This is a genomic window from Streptomyces sp. ADI95-17, from assembly GCF_003846175.1.
In the GTDB taxonomy this organism is placed as follows: domain Bacteria; phylum Actinomycetota; class Actinomycetes; order Streptomycetales; family Streptomycetaceae; genus Streptomyces; species Streptomyces sanglieri.
Genome location: NZ_ML123050.1, coordinates 195,815 through 219,216, shown reverse-complemented (window position 1 = coordinate 219,216; position 23,402 = coordinate 195,815). Strand labels below are relative to the sequence as shown.

General features: G+C 68.3%; 18 protein-coding genes and 6 pseudogenes. 9 read left to right on the top strand and 15 right to left on the bottom strand.

From position 1 onward, the window contains the following. Window positions 1-942: 942 nt before the first annotated feature. Window positions 943-1,050: pseudogene (locus tag EES42_RS46520) on the top strand (hypothetical protein); the annotation flags it as partial. Window positions 1,051-1,070: 20 nt separating this feature from the next. On the opposite strand, the gene EES42_RS31730 reads toward EES42_RS46520, so the two are convergent. From EES42_RS31730 to EES42_RS31720, 3 genes are all read right to left on the bottom strand, one after another. Continuing rightward, window positions 1,071-1,529 (bottom strand): MarR family winged helix-turn-helix transcriptional regulator, encoded by a 459-nt coding sequence (locus EES42_RS31730; RefSeq protein ID WP_124721727.1) that lies wholly within the window; start codon window positions 1,527-1,529, stop codon window positions 1,071-1,073. Between the two features lie 162 nt (window positions 1,530-1,691). Further along, window positions 1,692-2,285: an aminodeoxychorismate/anthranilate synthase component II gene (locus EES42_RS31725; protein WP_124721726.1), complete on the bottom strand. Its 594-nt coding sequence runs from the start codon at window positions 2,283-2,285 to the stop codon at window positions 1,692-1,694. A gap of 760 nt (window positions 2,286-3,045) precedes the next feature. Beyond that, window positions 3,046-3,441 carry an SRPBCC family protein gene (locus EES42_RS31720; RefSeq protein WP_124721725.1) on the bottom strand — a complete coding sequence of 132 codons (396 nt, stop codon included), beginning with the start codon at window positions 3,439-3,441 and terminating at the stop codon, window positions 3,046-3,048. 160 nt (window positions 3,442-3,601) lie between these two features. On the opposite strand from EES42_RS31720, the gene EES42_RS31715 reads away from it, so the two are divergent. The 3 genes from EES42_RS31715 to EES42_RS31710 all read left to right on the top strand — a co-directional run bounded on the left by EES42_RS31715 (window position 3,602) and on the right by EES42_RS31710 (window position 8,018). Next, entirely contained in the window at window positions 3,602-5,887 is a 2,286-nt protein-coding gene (locus tag EES42_RS31715; protein WP_124721724.1) for an ATP-binding cassette domain-containing protein, read from the top strand. Window positions 5,888-5,937: 50 nt separating this feature from the next. Next, on the top strand, window positions 5,938-6,066 hold the full coding sequence (locus EES42_RS47375) for a hypothetical protein (protein ID WP_266499010.1): 129 nt from the start codon (window positions 5,938-5,940) through the stop codon (window positions 6,064-6,066). Window positions 6,067-6,836: 770 nt separating this feature from the next. Beyond that, window positions 6,837-8,018, top strand: coding sequence for a DUF11 domain-containing protein (locus EES42_RS31710; protein ID WP_124721723.1), 1,182 nt, complete (start codon window positions 6,837-6,839; stop codon window positions 8,016-8,018). Here EES42_RS31710 and EES42_RS31705 read toward each other — a convergent pair. After that, window positions 7,981-8,397, bottom strand: a complete 417-nt coding sequence (locus tag EES42_RS31705; protein WP_124721722.1) for a hypothetical protein — start codon at window positions 8,395-8,397, stop codon at window positions 7,981-7,983. The genes EES42_RS31710 and EES42_RS31705 overlap by 38 nt on opposite strands. 232 nt (window positions 8,398-8,629) lie before the next feature. Here EES42_RS31705 and EES42_RS46515 point away from each other — a divergent pair. From EES42_RS46515 to EES42_RS31690, 4 genes and pseudogenes are all read left to right on the top strand, one after another. After that, window positions 8,630-8,815: pseudogene (locus EES42_RS46515) on the top strand (IS701 family transposase); the annotation flags it as partial. A 479-nt stretch (window positions 8,816-9,294) separates the two neighbouring features. Continuing rightward, on the top strand, window positions 9,295-10,392 hold the full coding sequence (locus EES42_RS31700; RefSeq protein ID WP_124721721.1) for a hypothetical protein: 1,098 nt from the start codon (window positions 9,295-9,297) through the stop codon (window positions 10,390-10,392). Between the two features lie 3 nt (window positions 10,393-10,395). Continuing rightward, window positions 10,396-11,259 (top strand): DUF3592 domain-containing protein, encoded by an 864-nt coding sequence (locus EES42_RS31695; protein ID WP_124721720.1) that lies wholly within the window; start codon window positions 10,396-10,398, stop codon window positions 11,257-11,259. Between the two features lie 26 nt (window positions 11,260-11,285). Then, window positions 11,286-11,606 carry a hypothetical protein gene (locus tag EES42_RS31690; protein ID WP_124721719.1) on the top strand — a complete coding sequence of 107 codons (321 nt, stop codon included), beginning with the start codon at window positions 11,286-11,288 and terminating at the stop codon, window positions 11,604-11,606. A 307-nt stretch (window positions 11,607-11,913) separates the two neighbouring features. Here EES42_RS31690 and EES42_RS31685 read toward each other — a convergent pair whose 3' ends face one another. The 10 genes and pseudogenes from EES42_RS31685 to EES42_RS31645 form a co-directional block, all read right to left on the bottom strand. After that, on the bottom strand, window positions 11,914-12,951 hold the full coding sequence (locus tag EES42_RS31685; RefSeq protein WP_241196712.1) for a glutamate-cysteine ligase family protein: 1,038 nt from the start codon (window positions 12,949-12,951) through the stop codon (window positions 11,914-11,916). Between the two features lie 5 nt (window positions 12,952-12,956). Further along, window positions 12,957-13,298 (bottom strand): hypothetical protein, encoded by a 342-nt coding sequence (locus EES42_RS45065; protein ID WP_164495399.1) that lies wholly within the window; start codon window positions 13,296-13,298, stop codon window positions 12,957-12,959. Between the two features lie 323 nt (window positions 13,299-13,621). Further along, window positions 13,622-13,910 (bottom strand): annotated as a pseudogene (locus tag EES42_RS45680) (transposase); the annotation flags it as partial. Between the two features lie 1,315 nt (window positions 13,911-15,225). Then, entirely contained in the window at window positions 15,226-15,774 is a 549-nt protein-coding gene (locus EES42_RS31675; RefSeq protein ID WP_124721717.1) for a DUF4262 domain-containing protein, read from the bottom strand. Window positions 15,775-15,948: 174 nt separating this feature from the next. Next, complete coding sequence (locus EES42_RS31670; protein ID WP_124721716.1) at window positions 15,949-17,856, bottom strand: hypothetical protein; 1,908 nt, start codon at window positions 17,854-17,856, stop codon at window positions 15,949-15,951. Between the two features lie 441 nt (window positions 17,857-18,297). After that, on the bottom strand, window positions 18,298-18,879 hold the full coding sequence (locus EES42_RS31665; RefSeq protein WP_124721715.1) for a DUF6518 family protein: 582 nt from the start codon (window positions 18,877-18,879) through the stop codon (window positions 18,298-18,300). A 123-nt stretch (window positions 18,880-19,002) separates the two neighbouring features. After that, entirely contained in the window at window positions 19,003-19,338 is a 336-nt protein-coding gene (locus EES42_RS31660; protein ID WP_124721714.1) for an MDR/zinc-dependent alcohol dehydrogenase-like family protein, read from the bottom strand. 261 nt (window positions 19,339-19,599) lie between these two features. Beyond that, window positions 19,600-19,842: pseudogene (locus tag EES42_RS31655) on the bottom strand (DUF6233 domain-containing protein); the annotation flags it as partial. Window positions 19,843-19,912: 70 nt separating this feature from the next. Further along, on the bottom strand, window positions 19,913-20,263 hold the full coding sequence (locus tag EES42_RS31650) for a hypothetical protein (protein WP_124721713.1): 351 nt from the start codon (window positions 20,261-20,263) through the stop codon (window positions 19,913-19,915). A 225-nt stretch (window positions 20,264-20,488) separates the two neighbouring features. Further along, window positions 20,489-20,920: pseudogene (locus EES42_RS31645) on the bottom strand (transposase family protein); the annotation flags it as partial. 580 nt (window positions 20,921-21,500) lie between these two features. On the opposite strand from EES42_RS31645, the gene ltrA reads away from it, so the two are divergent. Continuing rightward, window positions 21,501-22,760 carry a group II intron reverse transcriptase/maturase gene (ltrA, locus tag EES42_RS31640; protein ID WP_124721712.1) on the top strand — a complete coding sequence of 420 codons (1,260 nt, stop codon included), beginning with the start codon at window positions 21,501-21,503 and terminating at the stop codon, window positions 22,758-22,760. Between the two features lie 90 nt (window positions 22,761-22,850). Here ltrA and EES42_RS31635 read toward each other — a convergent pair. Next, window positions 22,851-23,342, bottom strand: a pseudogene (locus EES42_RS31635) (transposase family protein); the annotation flags it as partial. Between the last annotated feature and the right edge of the window lie 60 nt (window positions 23,343-23,402).

Below are 23,402 nucleotides of genomic sequence, written 5' to 3'. Positions count from 1 at the left end.
TATCGCGGGGTGCTTTGTAAGCGCTGCAGGCCAGGAAAAGTAAGCGCGCGTTCACGACCTCGGGCAGGACCGCCCTGGGGTGCGTGTTTTTGCAGCTCAATCACGGTGCCTTCGCCCCCGCCCCCGCCCCCGCCCCCGACCTCACCGACCGCCACCGCGAGCAGTGCGCGATATCTTATCCCCCGGAGTCGGGTTGTCGCCAGCAGAACCCCTCGCATCCATCGGGATCCGCGACAGTCTCCGAGTGCTCGGAGAATGGCGACCGAAAGAATGTGCGACAGTGAAGTGATGGCCGAATCTGTTCCCATCGGGTCCGTGCCGTCCGGAAGAAGCGACTGGGGCATGCTCGTCGCACAGGAGCGTTGCGTAGTCGGGATTGGTCCGGTTCGCCTGCTGCACGATTGACGTGGCGTGATAACTGGTATGCGGATCCGGACAGCCCTGACGGCCCGACAGTGCGCCCTCCGTCTCCAACTGCTCGACGTGCTTCCGAGGGACTCTCAGGTGTCCTTCACGGGCGGGGAACTGCCGTGCTGCTGCCAGGTTGGCCGCCCACTTCGCTTCCTTCGTCTGCTTCACCGGCCGCTCGTCCTCCTCGGCCGGTGTGATCGTGAGGGCGCTCTCCAGGATCCACTGCTGCACGGGCAGAATCTGTTCCCAATCCGAACCGCCGCGCCGTGACCCACCGGCCGAGGTTCTTGCCCTGCACGACGACGTCGCCCGCAGCCTCCGGGAGGGTTCCGCAGGCCTGGACGTGGTTCTGGGCGAGCCGGTAGCAGCGCTGCCACCCGGTGTTCCAGGCCGGGCACCATCCCGGATCGATCGCGTCCGGCTCGTCCCGCCGCGCCTCGGTCATCGCACCAGCCGCCGAGGGCACGGGACGGCCGGCCGCGCGCAGCTCCCCGGTCGCAGGCGTACGAATGCGTCGTCGTCGGCGGCAGTGTGCCGGTCTACCGGGGCCCCATGGTCAACGGGCCGGAACCGACCCACCGGGCACGGCGGGCTGACCCCGGCCGGATGATCGGCGGCTACTGGGCCGCGCGCGAGGTCCTCCGTTCGCTCGACGACCCTCAGTGCAGCAGGGCGTCGATCGAGTCGGCGACCTTATGGCACATCTCGGTGAACATGGCCTGTTCGCCGGGCGAGAGCACCTCCACGGCGGCTTGGACGTTCTCCTGCCGACTGCGTGCGGCACTGGCCAGGAAGGCGTGCCCCTTCGGGGTCAGCGACGTGGTGTGCTCCCGCTTGTCCTCACCGAGCGCCGCCTGTTGGATCAGCTCCAGGTCCTTCAGGACGCGCAGCGCTTTGGACGCGGTCTGCCGCGACACTCCCAGGGACTCGCTGAGCCGCGAGGGGTTCATCGCACCGCGTATGCGGAGCATCTCCAGGACGTCGTACTGCTGCCAGTTGATGCCCTCGGGGTTGGTCGCGGTGCGCCGGGCTACCAGGACGCACTGCAGATGGGAGAGCGCGTCCTCCAGCTCGGAGGGCGGTCTGAGCTGTGCGTGGACAGCGTCCGTGTCCGTCATCGGTGAGCTCCTTCTGAGGCGGACACGGTGGGCCGGGGCCGCCGTGATGTCCGATGCACCCCTACTTGGTTTCCGGATGGAAATGATGCAAGCGTAACCGGCTTGTCGACGGGTGTGGCGGCCGCCCCGTCCTGGGTGGCCGCCGCAGTGCCCCGTGGTCGCCTACACCGCCCCCTCACGGGACGCGTCCCGCATCAGGCCCAGGAACAGTTCGGCCCCGGAGCGGCTGAGGGCGGACTCAGGGTGGAACTGCGCCCCCGCGACACCGGGACCGCGCGGCGCGATTACCTCGTCCGTGCCCGGCCGCCGGCAGAGCTTTACCCCGGCCCGGTGCAGCGCCTCGGCCGGGCCGCCCCCGGCGCGCACGGAGAAGGAGTTGTAGAAACCGACGGTCGCCGGGCTGCCGAGCACATCGGTCGTGCGTTGTGTCCTCTGTTGGGGCTGCTCGCCGCGTGAAACGGTCAACCCCAGTCTGGAAGAAAGCAGTTGGAAGCCCAGGCAGATGTCAAGGACCGGGTTCCCGCCGGCGCGCGCGTCGGCCGGCAGTCGTCGGGACAGGCCGCGGAGCCGTGCGATGCGGCGGTCACCCGTGTCGTCCGGGTTTCCGGGCCCTGGGCCGAGGACCACGGGGCCGCGGTGCGCGGCGAGCGCGCGCTCCGGACCGGGGTCGTCGTACCGGTGCACGGCGGTCCGTAGTCCGAAGGCGGGCAGCAGGTGGGCCGGCATGGCGGTGAAGTCGTCCTCGGCGTCGATCACCAGGACGCCGTCCCCCGGGACGCCCTCCGCCGGGCCCGGCCGCCTCGTCCCGTCCCCGGGCTTCAGTCAGAAGGGGACGAGGTTCTCGCCCCGGGCGGCCAGGCACTTGAGGACGCGCGGTGACGACAGCGGCACCGGCGGCCCGGCCGGCACGTCCGCCGCCCCGCGCCGGTCCGGGCTGCCCAGCGCGCCCAGTACGCCCGGCGAGCTCGGCCCGGGTCTCGGCGGCCTCGGAGTACGGATCGGAGTAGTCTTCCAGCCGGGCGGTTGAGTCCCGGCGGATCACGAAGTTGGCGCCGGTGCCGGGGGCGACCTCGTTGCGCACAATACGGTCCACGACGGCGGCGTACGCGTCGTCGAGGTCGGAACCCGCGCCGCTCAGGGCGACCGGTGCGTCCGGCAGCGCGGCCGGCAGCTCGTCCGTATCGATCCGGTGGGCCCGTTCGACCTCCAGCACCTGGAGGGGAGTCGCGTCGTCGTGGCATTCGAGGCCGCGTTCGCGGATCTGCCGGAAGGGGGCGAGCGCCAGGGTGCCGGGACCGGTGACGCCCTTCCCGGGCAGGGGGATGCCGGATATCCGGTCGGACTCGGTCACCAGGCCGAGCAGCAATTCGACCGGGCCGGGTTCTCCGGTGTCCGGATCGGTGCGCCGCAGCAGTACGAACGCGGGTCTCGGGGGTGCCGAGCAATTGGCCGATGATTTCGGCGGCGGTGGGGGAGCTGGCCGGTCCGGTGTCCGCCACCGCTCGGCTGTCCTGTATCAGCGGGCGCGGGTCGCGGCGAAGTGGATCAGGGCTCGCATCGTGTCCGGCACCGGGGCCGTGACCGAGGCGCCGAACTCCTGGCCTGCCGAGGGGCCGTCGAGCTCCGCCCGATGGGTGACGCGGGTGCCCCTGGAGATCTCGGCCAGGTGGTAGGTGAACCTCAGCGGCGTCCCGTCCGGGATGTACACCTCGGTAGTCAGGGCGCTGCCGGGAATGACGCTGGGCATGGTGAGGTCCGTCGGTGGCAGCCCATGCAGTTCCAGAGTGCCCCGCATGCCAGGGGCCAGAGGCCCGTCCAGGGGCAGCTCACGTACCTCCTTGTCCCACTCGGGCCGCAGGGCCGGGTCGGCGTAGCAGTCCCAGACGGCAGCCTGTGGCAGGGCGGTTTCGATGCTGTGCTCGTGCGTCCGCGTGTGGAAGGACCTCCGGGGTGCGGGTCAGTGGTCAGGTCGAAACAACGTTAGCCTATGGTTGCCTGAGGGAAATCAATTGCCGTAGTGTGGGTGGAAGCGGCTTCGGTGCGTCGGGCGGAGGACGGCCATGGCAGGCGGGATGAACACGCGATTCGGCAGCGACATCGTTCTCGGCGGCATCCGGGAGAACAACCTCAAGAACGTCTCGCTGACCATCCCCAAAGGGAAGATCACTGTATTCACCGGTGTATCCGGATCCGGAAAGTCCTCGGTCGTCTTCTCTACGATCGCCGTCGAGTCCCGACGCCAGCTCAATGAGACATTCCCGTGGTACGTGCGCAACCGGCTCACCCGGTACGAGCGTCCGCGTGCCGAAGTGATGGAGAACCTGTCCACCGCCATCGTGGTCGATCAGAAGCCCATCGGCGGGAATGCACGCTCGACCGTCGCTACCATGACCGAGGTGCACCCCATTCTGCGGGTGCTTTTCTCGCGGAGCGGAAAGCCTTCCGCCGGCCCGTCGAACGTCTACTCCTTCAACGACCCACACGGCATGTGCGAGAAATGCGAAGGGCTGGGTCGCGTCACGACGGTGGACCTGGACCGGCTGCTTGACAGGAGTCGAACCCTCAACGAGGGCGCCATCGCCTTCCCCTCGTTTGCGGTCGGTACCGCCCAATGGCAACTGTACGCGGAATCAGGCCTCTTCGATCCCGACAAACCAGTGGCTCACTTCACCGAGCAGGAGCGTGAACTCTTCCTGTACGGCAGCGGGTTCCGAGTCGACCGCCGTAGCCGGCACAGCGTCTACAAGAACGAGTACGAGGGAGTGGTCACCCGCTTCACCCGCCGCTACCTCAAGCGCGACGCGCACACCCTGAGCGACCGCGACCGGGAGGCCGTGGCCCGCGTCGTCACTGAGGGCCCCTGCCCGGAGTGCGGGGGCGCCCGCCTCAACGCCGCAGCCCGCAGCTCCAGGATCGGCGCGCACAACATCGCCGACTATGCAGCCATGGAGATCAGCGAACTCGTCGAGGTGCTCGCCACCCTCGACGACCCCGTCGCCAAACGCGTGGCGACCGCAGCCCTTGCCGTACTGCGCCGCATCGAGGCGGTGGGTCTCGGCTACCTCAGCCTGGACCGCGAGACGTCTACCCTATCGGGCGGGGAGGGACGGCGGTTGAAGATCGTGCGCCACCTCGGCAGCAGCCTCACCGACGTGACGTACATCTTCGACGAACCCAGCGTCGGACTGCACCCCCGCGACGTACACCGGCTCAACGAACTGCTCATGGAACTGCGGGACAAGGGCAACACCGTCCTGGTCGTCGAGCATGACCGGCAGGTCATTGCCGTCGCCGACCATGTCGTCGACATGGGTCCGGGCGCCGGGACCCACGGCGGAGAGATCGTCTTCGAAGGTACGGCAGAGGAACTTCGATCCTCCGGCTCCCTCACCGGGCGCCGCCTGGGCACCGTGTCCGGGATCGACCGGACACCGCGTACTCCCACCGGAGCCTTCACCGTCACCGGGGCCGCCCTGCACAACCTCAAGGACATCACCGTCGACATCCCGACCGGCGTCCTCACCGCAGTCACCGGCGTCGCCGGTTCGGGCAAGAGCACCCTGGTCTCCGGAGCCCTCGCCGCCCGCCACCCCGACGCGGTCGTCGTGGACCAGTCGGCGATCGGCATCTCGCCACGCTCGACACCGGCCACCCACGTGAACGTCATGGACACCATCCGCAAGCTGTTCGCCCGTGCCAACGGAGTCGACACGGGAATGTTCAGCTTCAACTCCACCGGCGGCTGCCCCGAGTGCAAAGGTCGCGGCGTCATCGAGAACGACCTCGCCTTCCTGGATCCCGTCACCACCACTTGCGAAGTCTGCCGGGGTCGGCGCTACCGGGATGAAGTCCTCGACCATCGCCTGCACGGCCGCGACATCGTAGAAACCCTGAACCTCACAGTCGAGGAGGCGCTCGACCACTTCACCGAACACACAGTGTTGAACAGACTGGCGCCGCTCCGCGAGGTCGGACTTCCCTACCTCACCCTCGGGCAGCCGCTGTCCACACTATCCGGAGGCGAACGGCAACGCCTCAAGCTCGCAGGCCGGCTGCACGACGCGGGCGGCCTGTACATCTTCGACGAGCCGACGACCGGTCTGCATATGGCCGACGTCGACACACTGCTCGCCCTTCTCGACCGGCTCGTCGACGGCGGCAACACCACTGTCGTGGTCGAGCACGACCTGGACGTGATCAAGCATGCCGACTGGATCATCGACCTCGGCCCCGGCGCAGGCCGGCACGGTGGCCGCGTCGTCTTCGAGGGAACTCCGGCACAGCTGACCACTGCCCGGGGCTCGTACACCGCCGACTACCTCAGAAAAGACCTCGCACAGGTCACCACACGGCACTGACCTGCCCGCCGTACCACGTACACGTCACACAGCTGAGAAGAGATGGATCGATGGCAGAACCCGCACAGACCGAGCTTCGCCAAGCCCTGGACAACGGGCTGGAGGGCCTGAAGACGCCCCGGAAAGTGGTCGTCGTCGGAGCCGGTCTCTCGGGCCTCGCGAACTGGGCGAGCCGGTAGCAGCGCTGCCACCCGGTGTTCCAGGCTGGGTGGCACACCGGATCGATCGCATCCAGCTCCTCCTGCCGCGCCTGGGACATCGCCCCGGCCGCCGAGGGCACGGGGAGGCAGGCCGCGCGCAGCCCCTCGTTGTCCCGCGCCCTACGCGCCGCCGCCCGGGAGTTCTTCGCCCACGCCCCGATGGGATGCCCTCCCGGGGCGCGGTGGTCGGGGGAGGAAGTGCCCGTGGGCGGTGGCGTACTGCTTGGCGACGGCGAGCCCGTCCGCCAGGCCGCTTCCGGGCCCAGGCGTACTGGACCGGAAGGACGCTGAGGCGTGGTGCCTCCGGGCGGGCCGCAGAGACGGGCACCGTGACGGCCCTACGTGCTCGGCCGCATCTCCTGCGACGGCGCTGGCTCCGACCGCGAGCCTCGCCATGCATCCACGAGCGGGGGACACCGCGGATCCCCTCCACGCCGCCCGTGCCGCTGAGGTCGCTTCGCTCCGGCGTCTCGCCGGCACTTGACGGTCAGCGCCGGTTGCCGCCAGGCGAGCAGGCTGGTGACCTCGGCGATCGCCTCCGGGTGGGGGTGGAAAGCGCACTTCCGGACTCGCGCTGGTGGTCGGTGTCGGCATCGGGCCGGGGCTCACGGCATCCGGCGGATGCGATCGCAAGGCGGAGGAGGCACCGGCCGCGCAACCGTTCGAGTTCGACAGGAGTCTAGTGACCGGAAACTTTTCTTCTGGAAGTCACTGCCCGTTTTCCCGCGTCCCAGCAGAGGATCTCTCCAATGCCGATTCCCCCGCACAGCCGTCGCGCCTCCCGTGCCGTTGCTGCCACCCTCAGCGCTGCCGGCCTGATCGCACTGGCTGCGGCTCCTGCCGCCTTCGGCGATGAGACCGCACCCGAGTTGGTCATCGGAGGCATCGAGCCGGTCAACGGAGTGAAACCCGGGAGCAGCTTCGATCTGTCGGCAACCGTGGCGAACAAGGGCACCAGGGCGGCCGAGAAGGTGTGGGTCTCCTACGGCGTCACCCGAGGACTCGACTTCGCGGAGGTTCCCTCCAACTGCCGGACACAGCAGGTTCGGTCCTACGACGAGATGCCCGAGAGATGGATCGCGGTGTGTGCGTTCGACCAAGTGGTGGAGCCGGGCACCGTCTACACGCCCGAGAGGCCTCTCCGCGTCGAGGCACTGGACCGCGCGCTCAACGACGAGCTGCGAGTGAATGTCTGGGACGTCGATCCCGGAGCGGACGAGAACGGCACCCAGCCGGTGGCGGGAACCGCGCCGGCGGTGAAACTGGTCGAGGGGCAGGCCGGGAGCGAGGGGACCGCACGAGTTGTCAATGTGCCCGTCAGCTCTGTCAACACGGCCGACTACCAGGTGACGGGTGCCGTGCTGAAGGGAGGCGTCGGTGACACGGTGAAGATGAAGGTGAAGTTCATCAACGCCGGGCCTGCCTGGATCCTGACCAAGCAGGGGGAACGGTCCGTCAGCGTCATGATCACGCCTCCCGCCGGAACGTCGGTCGTCAAGCGCGGCCGGTTCTGCCAGGCCAAGGGTAAGGCGTACGTCTGCGGCATGCGGTCGCTGAACGAGGGCAGCCAAGAGACCTACACCTTCGAGCTGAAGATCGACAAGCGGGTGGCGAACGCCAAGGGCCAGGTGGCCCTGAGTACCGAGGCACGGCCGTTCGACCCCAGCAAGGCCAACGACAAGGCCGACATCACGCTGGACGTCACGGGTGGGGAGCCGACCGGCTCGACGGGCGGCTCGGCCAATGTCTCGGGCGGCTCGGCCGGCGGGTCGTCGACGGCCGGCGACGACGGGACCACGACGAACGGCGGCACCCTGGCAGAAACCGGCTCCTCGACGCTGCCGATCACGGGCGCGGCTGCCGCAGCGGTGGCCACGGGCGCGGGCATGCTGTTCATCGTGCGCCGTCGCCGGACCCAGAGCCCGAGCTGACGACCTGGCGGTGGTCGCTTTCGCAGGCGTCGAGGCGTACGGAGGTCAGGTAGTGCGTGCTCTGAGGGTTGACGTCTGCGGACAGTAGGAGTTTGCGGTCCGACGGGTCGAGGACCTCGGTCAGTTCATGGATGGGGTAGCCGAAGAGGTCGAAGTCGCCGAAGGCGACCGGAACGTCGGCGGCCCGGTCCGGGACGCGATCGGTCCGCTCGACGATCAAGTGCCCCAGGAGCTGATCGGCACAAGCCGTGCAGGCATAGGCCGTGACCAGGATGTCGCAGTGAACGAAGAAGAAGGTCCAGTGCGCTCCGCACATCCACCCGCCGGCGCGGATGTCCGCCAGAGTCGACGTCGTCCACTGTGCCGCATGCTCGGTCATGCCGAATCGCAGGACGCCTGCGTTCGCTGGTAGGACGAGCCCGGTGCCGGGCACCAATCGAAAGGTCACTCGAACAGTGTGCCGGGACGCGGCGGTTGGGCGACCCCGCTTGCGCTCCGTTCATCCCGACACAGATCCGAACCCGCACAGCTCCCCAGCCGTCTCGGGCGACGTTCTGGTACTGCAACGGTGTTTGTGGCGATGGTTGGGCAGGTCAGTCGTTGGTGTGTTCATGGGTGGGGAACTGGCTGATGCCCGGACGTGGGCGGGGCGGGTGAACTGAGTTCTTTGCACGAGCGGTTGCGTGCACCGTCTCGCCAGGTCTGATCCGCCTGAGTCGGTGCTCGCGTACATGCGGGGACTGCTCGCTCCGCTGGAGGAGCGGAAGAACGGCTGGATGCTGGCGGACCGAGCCGGAAGGGGCGAACGTCTTTCACGTCATGGCCACCACCCGGCACGACACCGTCGTCACCCGTCGGGTCATCGACCACCTCGTCCACGACCTCGTCACCTGATGGGACCGGCAGGGCGGCTGTACTCCGAGACCTCTGTGCGGCGTTACTTCCATCCCTCGGCAGAGGCGATCGCCGAGGTCACCAGCCTGCTGGCGCCCAGCGACAGCCGACGCTGACCGCGGACCGGGGCGGGACCGTCACGGATCCGTCCTTCCGTCCCGGGGAACGAGCTGCCCGCACTCCAACGCGCGGGCGGGCAAGGGGGACTTGGGGCGGGCGCGTTCGCCACCGGTCCGTATCGACCGCGAGCGCTCCGGCCGGCACTGGCCACTCCGACACCGGGCGAACTCAGCGCCGTTCAGCACCACCTCAGCGCCGTTACCTGCCGGAAGAGCAGACTGAGGTCTGGCGGACGTCACCTGAGCCCAGCACAATCGCCCGTATGACGATCGCCACGAGCGCCGCGCCGCCGCCCACGCACAACAGGTCCGTCGCCCGGGGGTTCCTCACGGGCGGCGTGATGGGGGCGTCCCTGGCGGCCATCGTCGTCGGCATCGTCATTGAGAACGAGCCGCTGATCGCCGGGGGAGCGTTCCTGCTCGCGGTCTACGTCCTGATCCGCTACCTCGCCGGCATGCCGAGGCGCGCCCGGGAAGCGGCGATCCCGCCGTACCTGGCCCTCGCGATGATCGAGAGCCTGGAGGCCGTCGGGGGTGAGACGAGCGACATACCGGTGAAGTTCGACCTCACCGTCGCACCGGACGACGCACCGGCCTACCGCGTCGAGTTTACGCAGGACATCAACCTCGCTGACCTGACCGACTACCGGCCGCGCGGCATCCTGGTCGTCCAGTACCCGCCGGACCGGCCGCTGAAGGTAAGGATAGTCAAACGACCGACACCGGACTGGGAGGAACGGGCCGCCTCGGCCCACCTCGACTCGGCACCCGGACCGGCCCTGGCGAGCGACCCCTTGGAAGGCTGCGGTGCCACCCTGGTCGGGTTCCTCGGTCTGCTGCTCGGCGCGGCCCTGGTCGTCCTGTTGTTCCGCGCGGACCTGTTCGACCGGGACGACACCGACACCGCGAGGCCGTCGGTCTCCTCCTCCAGCACCTCCTCGTCGTCCACGACCACCGTGTCGTCGGCGTCCGGCACGGTGGCCCTCGGCCCTGGCCAATCCTTCCTGGACCAGGGCAGGTTGGGCAGTTCCGTCGCCGTGCTCGCCAAGGGCGAGGACAAGCACCGGGCGCTCACCGTCGTCGTACAGGAACGCCTGCTGACGGTCGTCCTCGCCCCCACCGGCACCCAGGCGGCCTCCCGACTCGACCTGGATTCCCTGCCGTACGACCGAGTTCCCGCCCTGGTGAAGGAGGCCACGACCACGCTCGGCGTCGGCTCCCCGCGCACCTGGCAGCTCACCGCCGACCGCCTCACCGGCAGGGTGGCCCTCAGGGTCTCCGTGACCGGCTCCGAAGACACCGCCTATCTGGAGGCGGACGAGCAGGGCAAGGTCGTACGGCGCGTCTCGGTAGGAGGCTGATCCATGGACTGGCATATGTATCAGGCGCTGTGGTGCGGGGTGTTCGGCGCGTGGGCGCTGGTCGGATACGGGAGGTCGCTGGCCGGGATGACCCGGGCGCAGCGGACGGTCCGGGCAACGGGGCGGATCGAGCGGGTGGACGAGCCCCGGCACGGAAGCTCCCCGAGCGACGGGATAGCTGTGGTCGTCTCCTTCCAGGACCCGGCCACCGGGCAGGAGTTCACCGTCACCAACGAGGGTGAGCGCGGCGAGAGGATCAGCGTGGCCTGGACGGGCCGGGAGATCGGGGTCCACTATCCGCGCGGCAGACCCCACGCCTTCCGGTTCGCCAACGACCTCTCCGAAGGCGGGCGCGGACTCGGCTGGCCGACTTTCGCGGTCTTCCTCGTCTACGCCGGTCTGGTCGCCGTCGCCGCGATCGACCGGGGCTGGCCGTGGGCACTGCTCGGCTTCTGCGGACCCTGGGCCCTCTCCGGCCTGTACCACCTGCCCGGGAACATCCGCGACAGGAACCGCCGTATCGACCAACTGGCCGCCATGGCCGCTGTACCCGGCCGTGTCGTCGCCGTCCTCAAGAGCGTCACCGTCGACTCCAACGACGGCCACACCCTGACCAACCTGATGCCGGTCGTTACCTTCACCACCCTCGACGGCAGGGAGGTCACGGCCTACTGCGAGTCCGGAATACCGGACCCCGCCGGATCACGGGGCCTGGACCTCACGATCCACTACGCCCCCGACGACCCGGCCCTCTTCGTCCTGGACGTCGAGGCCGAACGCCGCTCCTGGAAGCGGGACATGGCCATCAACGTGGTGGGTGTGCTGGTCGTGGTGGCGGCGGCCGTGGTGGGGGTGGTCGCGCTGTGACCCGGGAGCCGGGCTTTCTTCCCGCCATGGAGCCGTTGACGTTCGACTACGAGAACCTGCATCTGCGCGTGGACCGGGGGGTGTTCGAACTGTTCACCATGGGCAGATCCGAGCTCCGGGTGCCGCTGCGGTGGCTCGGGGCACTGGTGTACTACAAGAAGCCCGCCCGGCCCGGCCAGTTGTTCATTGGCACCGTACGCGATCCGAACGCCGTGCTCTACGGCACCGACCAGGCCGCCTTCTGGTACAGCACCTCGCCCGCGTTCAGGGTGCCGCCCGGCGACGAGCCGTTGTTCCGCGCGTACTTCACCGAGGTTGCCGCGCTGGCCGACCGGAGGGTGGCCTGAGATGGAAGCGGCGGAGCCGACGTCCCGATCTTCCCTGCCCACTTGCCATTCCTGCTCGGCCTTGAGCAGCCGGTCGTTCTCCGCCCGCAGCCGGGCCGGCTCCTCGGCCGCCCCCTGAACTCCTCCGGATACGGGGACTTGCGTCCCACCTGGACATCCCTCCCTGGACCGTCGAGATCCATTGGCAGGGTGTCCATTCCACAGGATCATCCTCAGCGCGGCCGGTCACCCGCGGGCGGCCCTGCAACTGGTCCGTGGGCGACCTTCGGTTCCGACAGGTTCCGGTCCGCCGCGAACGAGATCTGCATCAGGTGGCGGGTGGGATCCGATGAGCCGTGATGTAGCGGGCGGGGTCGTTGTTGTGGGTCGTCTGCCAGCGACGGGCGGTCTGCTCGGCGAAGGTCTCGTTCGTGTCCAGGATCTCGTTGAGCGGGTCGAGAAAGGCGAGCGCTCTGGGTTGTTCGAGCCCGGCGTGGATGCGGGCCTGCAGGCCCGTGCGTGCCAGACCGAGCAGGTGACGGGCCAGGTCACGAACGCTGTCTCCGCCCAGACGGGTGGCCAGTCCGGCCGTGGGCAGAGCCTGTTGCGCCGCGTTGTTCTCCTCAGGTGTGTAGTGCCGGAGAAGCTCCCAGGCAGCCGCACGCGAAGGCGCGTGATACGTCAGTCCGGTCCACAGGGCCGGCACGGCGGGAACGTGCGGGTACGGCGGGCCGTCGGGCGCGCGGGTCTCCAGAGTCTGACGTACGCGGACGGTGGTGTAGATCTGGTCGAGGTGGGAGAGCCAGTCCTCCCAATGAGGAGCGGTGCCGTCGTCGAAACCGTCGCGGAGATGGTCTGCGAATGTCCGCGGTCCAGCAAAGCAGTAGCCGCTGGGGCCACGGCGGTAGATCATGGGCATGCCCAGCGCCCAGTCGGTGAGGGCCTTCGCCGTGAGCGGGGTCCGCAGCGCGGGGCGCGGGGAACCGACTCGCCTGGGGTCCATGCGGAGCCAGTCGCGGCAGCGGTGCGAGAGGACACCGTCGAGGTGTCCTGCGTACAGCGGTGAGTTGACGAGCAGCGCCGCGACGACGGGCGAGGCGGCGACTTGAACACGCAGCTTCGAGGCCAGGTCGTCCTCGGAAAGGTAGTCCAGCGTGGTCTGGGTCGAGGTCGACAGCTTCATGATGTGCGGTGCGCCCTCGCCTTCCGGGCCGAGGCCGGCGAAGTACGTTCGCATGACGCCACCGCGCACGGTGGGCACCCAGGTGGCGGTGTCGACTCGATTGAAGGGGAGGTTTCCCCCGGGAACGATGGCCGGCCCGTGCTGCTGCGCCAGAGTGGCCAGGGCCTCCCTGGTGACGCGCATGGCCGTCACCAGGGTGACGAGGTCGTCTGCGGGAGGGGAGAGTACTCCAACTGACCGCCGTGCTCCAGTGTCAGCTTCGTCCCGTCCGGCAGGTGAACTCCTGTCAGGACCTCTCCGGCCCATTGCGGTGAGCCGCCCCATTCTCGTAGTACCTGGTGCAGGAGGGCGGCCATGCCGTGTGGCCCGGCGTAAGGAGCGGCGAGACCGGTAGTCTCGTCGAGCACACCTGCCTCGACTTCAAGGCCGATGCGTTCGCGTGTGCCGTGAGGAGCGAGAAACGCTTCGTGCAGGTCCGACATGCGCAGAGGAAGACGGTTGCGACTGCCCTCGTCGCCTTGCGTACTCATGACGCCGCTCCTTGTCTGATGAGGTCGTCCGCTTCGCGTTGCGAAGAAGAGACGGGGATTGCCTGCCGGGTGCGGCGTCGCAAGGCCGTCGAGGTATCTCGTGTGCTCCCCTGGAGCGAGGTAGGCGAAGGACCCTCCGTTCATTCCCGGCTGGTTGTCCCAATCCCAGTGCAGGATGTCGTCGATTGTTTCATCCCGGGATGGGATGTTCTGTGGCTTTTTTCGAGTCGCGCCAGGAGATGGTGTTCTCACTGGTGAGGCGGCGGGCCAGGAGGCCGGTCATGGCGAGGAGAAGGCCGAGCGTGTCGGTGACGATGCTTCGCTCGGAGCAGGCCGTTGAGCTCAGCGAACACGCCCTTGTCGGCCCATTTGGAGAAGTAGCCGTAGGCGGTGTTCCAGTGCGGGAAGTCGTGCGGGAGGTACCGCCACTGGACCCCGGTGCGGTCCACGTACAAGATCGCGTCCATGATGTCGCGCAGGTCGTGCTCGGGCGGCCGGCCGAAAGCCAGGGCCCCTGCCGCGGCGCTTGAAACGCCACGCGTTCAGGACCGGCTCGATCAACTCCCGGCGGGCATCGGATAGATCACTCGGATACGGACGTCGCTTCGGCATGCTTCCGGCGTACCGCGGCGTACCGCGGCGTACCGAGTGCCCCCAGGCGCACAGCGATGGCGGCGGAGGCGCACGACCGCGGAGACCGGACATCCTGGGATGACACAGGAGCACGTAGCCTTTCGCTCCATCCGCAACTCCACCCGCCCCGCAGGCGTCGACCGCCTCCACAACCTCGCCCGCACCGCACCCCAACATTCCAAGAATCCGCTAATAAGCGGGTAGTTCAGATGGAAATGGCATCTAAGAGAGTGTTTCGGGTATCGAGTCGTTTGCGACGACTCATGAAACATGATCGCCGCAGGCGGACGTCCGGGCGGCCGGGTGTTTCATGAGCGACCACCTGTGAAACGGACGGTCTGGACTGGAGCCCCCGTGCGCCGAGGGCTCATGGCCGTGCCCACCGGCGCCGCGGCACCCCTCCGGCCCGGCGGAGCCGTAGGCGGCCGGTTTCGAGGCCGTGACCGGCACGGCCGCCACGGCGGTGCTCACCGAGCCCGCTGCTGCGAAGCGGCGCGACGCCGGGCGCGGACGGGAGCCGTCTCGTCGGTCCAGGTGATCAGACGCCAGCGCTTCCCGCCGTGTCCAGGGGTGCCTCGCCGCGGCTCCAGGGAGTGGACGAGGCCGTTCCAGAGTTCCATCCGCTCTTTCAGTGTCTCCGGCCGGGACGCGGTGAGGGTGTCCTTCAGCAGGTCGAGCCGGCATCCGGCGGTCTCATAGAGGCTCTGGGCGACGCGGGTCTCCGGGGCGGTCGGCCGTTAGCGGGCGTCCGCCTCGCTGAGCCGGGCCGCGAGAAAGGTCTCCATTGCCGCCACGTCGACCGCGGTGATCGACGTGGCTTAGACGTCGAGCGGGCCGTCGGGCGCGAAGCCGCAGTCGGGAAGCTGGTCCGGATTGTTCATGACGGGGCGTCTCCTCGCCTTCCGGCAACGGGGCCTGCCCCTTCGCCATGCCCGGTTTGTCGCGTCGGACAAGGAGAGAGGTTATCCGACGCGACACGCCTCATCGATTGTGAGGAGTCTGACTCATGTGAGACACCTGCTCCACCATGCTGACCAGCGTCGAAGACCAGCGCGTAGTCGATGTGTTCCCGACGCGTGAAGCCGGGAGCTCATCGGCTTCGCACTCCACCTGCTCCGACACTTCGATGCCGTGACCGCCGGCCTCACCCTGGCCTGGAGGGCGCCGTGAACCGCATCAAGAAGATCAAGAGACAGCTCTGTGGCCGCGCTGGATTTGAACCGCTACGTAAGATGATCTTGCTTCAGTAGTGCATCGCTCGGGGGCTGGATCGACGCCTTCCAGCCCCTTGAGATCAGAGTTCGGCCGTCCAGATCCCGACAGGATGATCGCTCGGAGGCAGCCACAACCGAGGCTGTGACTCGCGATGCCTTACGTCGGCCTGCTCATCCCAGTGGAAACGGTCTTCGGTATCAGGCCACGCGACTTGCAGCACGGGGAGAGGTGGCCGCCGGTAGAACCCGATGGCCCGTCCGAAGAAGGTCCGGTACCAGCCGCGATCAACCTGCCTGAGCGCGACTCGACGACCGTCGACAACATCAGGATGGCTCTGGCCGTCCGCCAGTGCTTCGCCTGCGGCGGACTTCGCTCCGAGGGTGTTGAGCATGCGGTGCATGGCGTGTACATCGAGCCCGAACATGGCGAGTTCAGGTCCGCCGTGAGTGTGCGCGAGGCCGATCGTGTAGGCGAATCCAGGGCCGATCTCGTCTTCGGGAACCATCACGACGTGCCATCCGTGCTGCTGCACATGCTCGATGATCGTCAGATCCATGCGGTCCGCGTCGTCCCGGTCGCCGTAGCCATGACAGAGGACGCAGCGGCACTGGAACGGATCATCGGTCATATGCGGAGGGTACGAGGTGAGCGTTCACGTCGACCAACCGGGGTTTGGACCCCTCTCAGTCGAACTACGCCGTCACCCTCCGCGACGGCTCCCCGAAATCTGTGCCGGAACCTGAAACTCGCCTACAAAGCCAACCCTCGGCAGCACGCACCGGGGGTGTGCCGGAGTTCAGCGTCAGGCCGCCCCGGCCGCCGCGGCCAGGATGCGATGCAGGACGGGGATCGGGATCGCCGGGTTGGTGACCGCCGCGCATGCCGTGGCGCGGTCGTGCAGCAGCCCGGCAAGGACGCGGGCCGGCAGCTGCGGATTGCGTATGGCGTTCCCGCGGACGTAGTCCGCCGGGTCGTTCAGCAGCCGCACTGCGTCGGCCGGTGACAACCGGGGGTCCTCAGCAGCGCGGCAGCGCACCTCGGCTTCGGGATCACGGGCGAGACGCGCGACGTCGGCAGGCGTGGACTCCGGATCGTCCAGGGCCAGGCGGCGCATCCGCCCGACGGGGTCGCCGATGTAGCGCAGCAGGCCCGTGCGGGGGAAGTTGGGGTGGCTGCGGGGGCGGCCGGGGTAGCTGAAGCCGCCGTCCCACCAGCGCCAGACCTCCAGCAGCAACTCGGCCGGCGCGTCGTCGCACGACTCGGCGAGGAACAAACGTACTGTTCGATCCTCGTCCCTGGCCAGACGCTCCACGACATCCGATGGAAGATGCCGGGCGCGGGCCACGCTGCGGCGGATGAGTGGATGGGACGATACGGCCAGGCGGCGCATCGCGCCGGCGTCGCCGTGCAGGCTCTCGACCCAGGGCACAGTGCGCGACATCGACGTCGGGTCGAAGTCGAAGCGCACGGCGGCACGCTGCTCCTCGGTGAGGTCAGGTCGCAGGGCCACCACCGAGCGGATGTCGTCGTAAGGGTCCTGCGCCAGGACGGCGACACTGTGCGCGCCGAGCCGTGGGTTGGCGGCCAGCGCCCGGCGTACCTCCGCGTCCCCGTCCCGGACCAGCGCCGCCTCCAACTCGGTTTCGAGAAGGAACTGTTCGAGCGCTCGCCGGGGCGCAGGAAGCGCGGTGAAGACCTCGTGAGGCATCGGGACGCCGACGTGGTGGCCAAGCAGCGCCGCCGTACGCACCGCGTCGTCGGTGTCGGCCAGCAGCCGCTCCCGCAGCGGCGCGGCGAGGTCCTCCCACCGGGCGCACGCAGTCGCCCGCACCCGGGGATCGGCGTCGGACGCGAGGCCGGGGAGGTAATGGGCGGGGAGCCCGCGGAGTTCGGCGGCCTTCGCGCGCAACGGGCCAACGAGGAGGTCGTCGTACAGGTCCTCGGGGAGTTCGACGCCCCAGGCGCAGGCATGCTCGGCCCAGAGCACGCGCCGGCTCGGCGACGGTTCGGCGCGGACCAGGCGTACCCATTGATCGGACGTGAGCTTGGGCTGGAAGGTGTCGGCGGGCCTCGACCGCACCCGCGGATCGGGGTGCGCCACGGCTGCGTCGAGGACGGCAGGCCGGTCGCAGCCGTGCAGGAAGCCCTCCGCCACATCAAGCAGCCGGATGAGCAGGTCGTCCGGCGCGGCCGAATTGGACCCGATCCCCTCTGCCCAGTGCAGGGGCCACGCGGGTCGGCCGGGCACCGCCGCCCACACCTCGGCGCGCTCTCCCTCCGTCTCGCGCCCGGCGGCCGCCGCGGTCTCCTCCAGCCGCTCCGGCAGTCGGTCGAGGGCCGTCACCCGAGGCCCGTCGGCGCCGGGCACCTGCGCCAGCAGCACCTGCCCGTCGAGGGAGAGCGCCACGAACCCGAAGTTGCCGGTCAACTCCGGCACACCGCCGCCGACGTACCGGACGCGGGTCCACCAGGAGTCGTTGCCGCCGATCCGGTGCCCGAGGACGGCAACCAGAAACCCACCGTCGGCATCAGCAAGGCGGCGCCACCACATGGCGTCGAGCGCTTTCCGGGCCGCGCCGTCCGGTGCCGCGATCCCTCGCGCGATGCGCCAGCCGGCCTCCGGCGGGAACAGGCTGCCCGGGCGCACGTCCTCGACGACCGTGAGCCCGGCGCGCACGAGCAGTTCGTGGAGTTCCTCTCGGTGTTGCACGCGGTCATGATCCCCGCCGGCTCGCGGCGGGACAAGGCCCTCAGCCCGGGCGAAACCGGCCCACACTCCCGTACAACGTCATTGGTTGCATCGTCGTTCGTGCGGTGACGTCGTCGACGCCACTCCAGCAGTCCCGGTCCACGTCGTCGCAGTCGCCGGGGTCGAGGCCGCCATCGCCGTCTCGACGGCTTCGTCGAGCGGACCCACCGGCCGGATTCAGGGACGGACAGGGCCCGGCCCCGGACCGCCGTGTGTCGGCCGACGGTCGCAGCCCCGGCCAGGGCCTCGACCTCGCCGCTCTGCGAGCGCCTCCCCGGCCCGACGCGCTGTCACGATCCTGGCGGCGCTGAAGATCGCGGTGACTGCGGTGGCACCTGCCTTCAGGCGCCTCCCGCAACCCCGTCGTTCGAGCCTTCGTTCCGTCCGGGACGTCGCAGCGGGCTAGACTGTCCCGACCGCGTTCCGCTGGGTCCAGAAGCGGCGCACCGCCCACCCGGCACCGAGCGCGGCGGCGGTCCAGACGATGACCTCGGCGACCAGGATGGACGGGGTCACGGTGAGATGCGGCCTGGGTGGCATCACGATCATCTGCGCCGCCGCCCCCATGGGAACCACCAACGCGGCAAGCAGGCCGACCGCCCCGGAGCGCCTGACGGCCGAGCCGATTGCGCCGAGGACCAGCCCGAAAGGCACACCCACCGTCACCCAGGCGCTCATGTCCGTACTGGCGTCCGCGACGGCGGAGTCCGTGACGTAGTACGCCACCGTCGCCCCCACCAGGGACAGCGCCCCCGCAACCGCGCCTCGGACAAGGCTCCTGGCCAGCCAGCCCGCCAGCACCGCCAGTGCGGCCCACGACCAGCCGGCGTCCAACAGCAGACTCAGCACCTTGGCCGTCCTGCCCACGACCGTGCCCGTCAACGGCATCCCGATCTCCGAGTACGGGGACGAGAGAGCGTTGACGAGCGCCGTCGCCGTCCCGAACACCACCCCGGCCGCCAGACCCAGCGCTGTGATCTTCATATCTGCACGATATCCGGTGGGGTCGGTCGCTCGGCGCCGGGAATGGAGCCGAGGGGCGGGCCGAGGCGGTGGGTCCGGTTTCAGGGGTGAGCGTTGCCGGTCATCACTTGATCGGCACGATGATCAGCTTGCCGCGTACACGGCTGCCCGCACTCTCCCGGTGAGCATCGGCCGCCTCGGGCAGCGAGACGTCCGGGCCACGGACAGGCCGAGGTCACCGCTCTCGACCAGCGCGGCCGCCTGCTCCAGACGTTCGCGGATCGCGTCGGGACCAGCGAAGACAAAGCGCACACCGTGCTCCGCCGCCCGGTGATCGGCGATGGCGACTACACGCTCCGGGGAGCCCGTCAGCTCGACCAGGGCCGACAGCGACCCCTTCCCGGCGGCGTCGAACGCCGCGTCCACCCCCTTCTTCGCGACGGTGCGGACCTGCTCGGCGAACCCCTCCCCGTACACCACGGGTTCGGCGCCGAGCGCGTTGCAGGCAGAAGGCGCAGCCCAACGTGCCCGAAACCGTGGTGTCGAACTGCGTCTTCCCGCGGCTTATGTCATGAGACCGGGGTCAGCCTTCTGAAAGCCTCACCGTTGGTGGGGCCTTCGGCAGTACACGCCCCGAACAGCACGCGGGCCCCGGACACCGGTCCGGGGCCCGCTCGCGTACCCGTGGGCGCGGATTTTCATGCACGCGTGCCGTGCTCAACGCTGTCCCGGCACCGGCGGTTACTGCTCGCCGAAGCCGCGGTCGAAGCCCTTGAGGACGGGGTCCAGCTCGGCGGCCGCGCCGCACAGCGAGCACAGCCGGATCCCAGGGTGCTCGGCTGCGTACAGCGCCCGGGGCAGAGGCAGCACCGGTGCTCCGGCCGGCGCCTCTTCGCAGTCGACGGCATGCACGACGCCGCCCCGGCCGGGACCGCGGCCGCCGGCCTTCACCAGCACCCAGCCGGACGGCCGCCGTGGCCCCAGCTGCCTACTGTCTCTCAATCGAGTTGTTTGACAGCGATCCCAGTCCTTGTTGTTGTTGGAGCAGGCATGGTCAACTAGCGGTGTGGACGAGGTACTTACGACCTTCATTGCAGTCGCGGGAACGCTCATGGGTTCTCTTCTGGGGTACCAGTTCCAGAAGCGTGTGGCAGACCGGAGCGAGTGTCGCGGCGCCGTCCTCGCCTTCACTGCTGCGACAAACGAATTCATTCGGAGCCAACACGACTGGTGGCACCGCCAGCACGAGGAACGCGACAGTCCGGCGCACGTGGCAGCCAGAACGGAAGCCTTCCGGATCCGCGGCCAGGCCTTCCAGGCCGTTCACCAGCTCCGCTTGCTCGTACCCGATAACGACCTGCATGCACGGGCAGAGCAAACCATCGGGATGATCGGTGCTCTTCACCGTGCAACAGACCGCGAAGAACTGCGGACTAGGTCGGTCGAGGCGCGGGCGTCCCTCAACTCCTTCGTCGTGCACGCTTCAGCCCAGATCAGGTAGACAGCCGACGGCTCTCGCAAGGGTACTGACGTTCAGTACAGTCGCTGCACGTCCAGCGACACGACGGCGACTAACGAGTTGGTGCGTGATAGCGGGTGAGGCTGTGGTGGCCTGGTCCCGGGTGGTCGTTCAGGTGGTGGCGGTGCGGTCGGAGACGAGGCTGGCGATGGCGCGGTAGGTGTCGGGCAGCCGGTCTCGACGGTGGGTCCAGCGGATGAGTTGTCTCCATCGTTTGTGGTCGGCGAGGGCGTGCTCGACGGTGATGCGGTCGGATGAGTGCCCGTGTCGGTCGCGTTCCCAGCGTTCGTGGACGTCGGGCAGTGCGCTCTTGTTCGGCTTCCTGGGTGGTGTGATCGCCTGGCCCGGGTGATCACGTCTGAGGCCGAGGTAGCCGTCGTCCAGGAGGACCTCCACGTCGGGGAAGTGCTGGAAGCAAACGGCTATGCCCTCGTTGCGTGCCGCGGTCGCATCATGCATCCGTCCAGGTCGCAGGGCATCGGCCCATAATGTGCGACCTCGGTGGTCGGCAATGACAGTGGCCTTCATGGTGTTCTGTTTCTGTGTGTCCTGAGCGTGAATAGGAGTTGGTTGTAGGACAGCTTCCAATCATGGTGCTGTGTGGGAGGTGAAGGTCTTGGCCCTTCGAAGTCGCCCTGCGGGGGGAGGCTTCAAACCGCCTCATGCTGCGTTAGCTAATGACTGTCGTGGTGAGCGATGAGGAAAAGGCGTCGTAAGAGGCGTCAGGTGGGGATCGGGAAGACGAACGCAAGTGAATCGCTGCTGACGTGTCGAAAGAACAACAGACGACATCAAAACCGGGGTGTAGAAGCGACTTCGGGATGAGCTTGGCGGGTGCCCGTCTATTGGCCAGGTGGTGTCCGGCATGAAGGCGACGTGAGCCCGGTCTGCGGCTTCCACATGGAACAGGAGAAGGCAGGTCCGACACCGCCGCCGCACAGCGGCGACGAGAGGGAGTGCCCCAAGCGGAAGACATCGCGAGGGGTCGAGTACCGGCGCGGTGCCTGCTGGCGGACCGGCTCGTAGTAGTGATGAAGCCTCTGTAATGGGGGTGGAGCGAAGGGGCCGGGTCGTTCGTGACTGAGTTGATCACATCAACCGGACAGCGTCTGGGAGGAGTGCGATGAGCCAGTTGAAATCATCGACAAAGCCGTTTGAAATCTCAAAGTGGGAAGTCAAGGAGGCGTGGGAGGAAGTCAAGGCCAATAGAGGTGCGCCTGGAGTGGATGGGCAGAGCATCGACGACTTCGAGAAGGACCTTAAGGGAAACTTGTACAAGGTTTGGAACCGTATGTCCTCGGGCTCGTACTTTCCGCCTCCGGTGCGAGCGGTGGCCATTCCGAAGCCGCATGGTGGTGGCACGAGAATGCTCGGTATTCCCGCTGTTGCCGACCGGGTGGCTCAGACCGTCGTGGCTCGGCATCTGATGCGAAGGGTGGAGCCCATTTTCCATCCGGACAGCTACGGATATCGGCCCGGACGGTCTGCCTTGGATGCGGTAGGAAAATGCAGGGAGCGTAGCTGGCGGCGGGACTGGGTGGTTGAGTTCGACATTGCCAAGTTCTTCGACAGCGTGCCCTGGGACCTGCTGGTCAAAGCGGTGGCCGCGCACACCGATGCCGTTTGGGTGAACCTGTACGTGCGGAGATGGCTCGCCGCCCCGCTCGTCATGCCCGACGGCTCCCTGGTGGAGCGGGGGTGCGGAACGCCTCAAGGGGCGCCGGTCTCTCCCGTTTTGGCGAACCTGTTCCTGCACTACGCGTTCGACATGTGGATGGAGCGGGAGTTTCCGTCCGTCTGGTTCGAGCGCTACGCGGACGACGCGGTGCTGCACTGCGTCACCGAGCGCCAGGCCCGCGAAGTGCTGGCCGCGCTCACGGACAGGATGGTCGAAGTCGGGTTGCGTCTGCACCCGGACAAGACCCGGATCGTCTACTGCAAGGACGGCAGCCGCCGGCGCTCCTTCGAGCACACGGCGTTCACCTTCCTCGGATACACGTTCCGCGCCCGGAAGAACCGGAATCGACACGGCCAGCAGTTCCTGTCGCTCGAGCCGGGGATCAGCAGGGAGGCCCTGACAAGGATCGGCAGGGAGGTGCGGTCCTGGCGACTGCACCGACGTGCCGATCTGACCTTCAACGAGCTCGCGCGCAGGGTGAATCCTGTGATCGGGGGCTGGATCAACTACTACGGCCGGTTCCGGCCCTGGGAGCTGAACCCCTTCCTGGCGCGCGTCAACACCTACTTGGTGCGTTGGATCCGCAACAAGTACAAGCGGCTCGCGGCCCAGCAGAGGGCGTACTCGAAGATGCAGGAGATCGCTCGGCGATACCCCCGCATGTTCGCGCACTGGCGCCTGTCTGTGGACGCCGTACCGGTCTGATGACCAGAACGACAAGAGCCGTGTAACGGGCGACTGTTACGCACGGTTCTGTGAGAGCCGAGAGGTGAGATTCCCCTCGGCTACTCGACTCTTGCCCGAGACGAACGCACGGCGCCCGCCACGGCCGGCCAGGGGCCGGCGCACCTGGACCTCGGTGGCGTCCAGGCGGAGCTCGATGCCCTCGGCCTGGGCGTAGGCGAATACGTCCGCCAGTGTCTTCAGACGCAGGCTGGGCCGGCCGGGGACCGCGCAGCCCCGCTCGGCCAAGAGGGTGCGGATCTCGCCGACGGCTCGGGTGATGGTGGAACGGTCGACACCGAACAGCAGCCCCAGCACAGAGTGCGGCAAGTCGTGCCGCAGGTGGATGAGCGTGGCCACCAGCCGGTCGACGAAGACCAACTGGTGCCGAGCGCCCGCACCCGCGGCCCGCTTTCTCGCCCCGCCTCGTACTTCATGACGGCGACCTTCGACTGTGGCCTGCCACGGCTGGGCCAACTCCTGTGCCAGACAGCTCAGATGACGCCGGGAGATCCCGGTGAAGAGCCGATGCGCGAGGACCGCCCGGTTGACCTTGATCGTCACAGATGGATCATGTCATCCATCAGCGCGGACGCGCTTCACCCGCTATCACGCACCAACTCG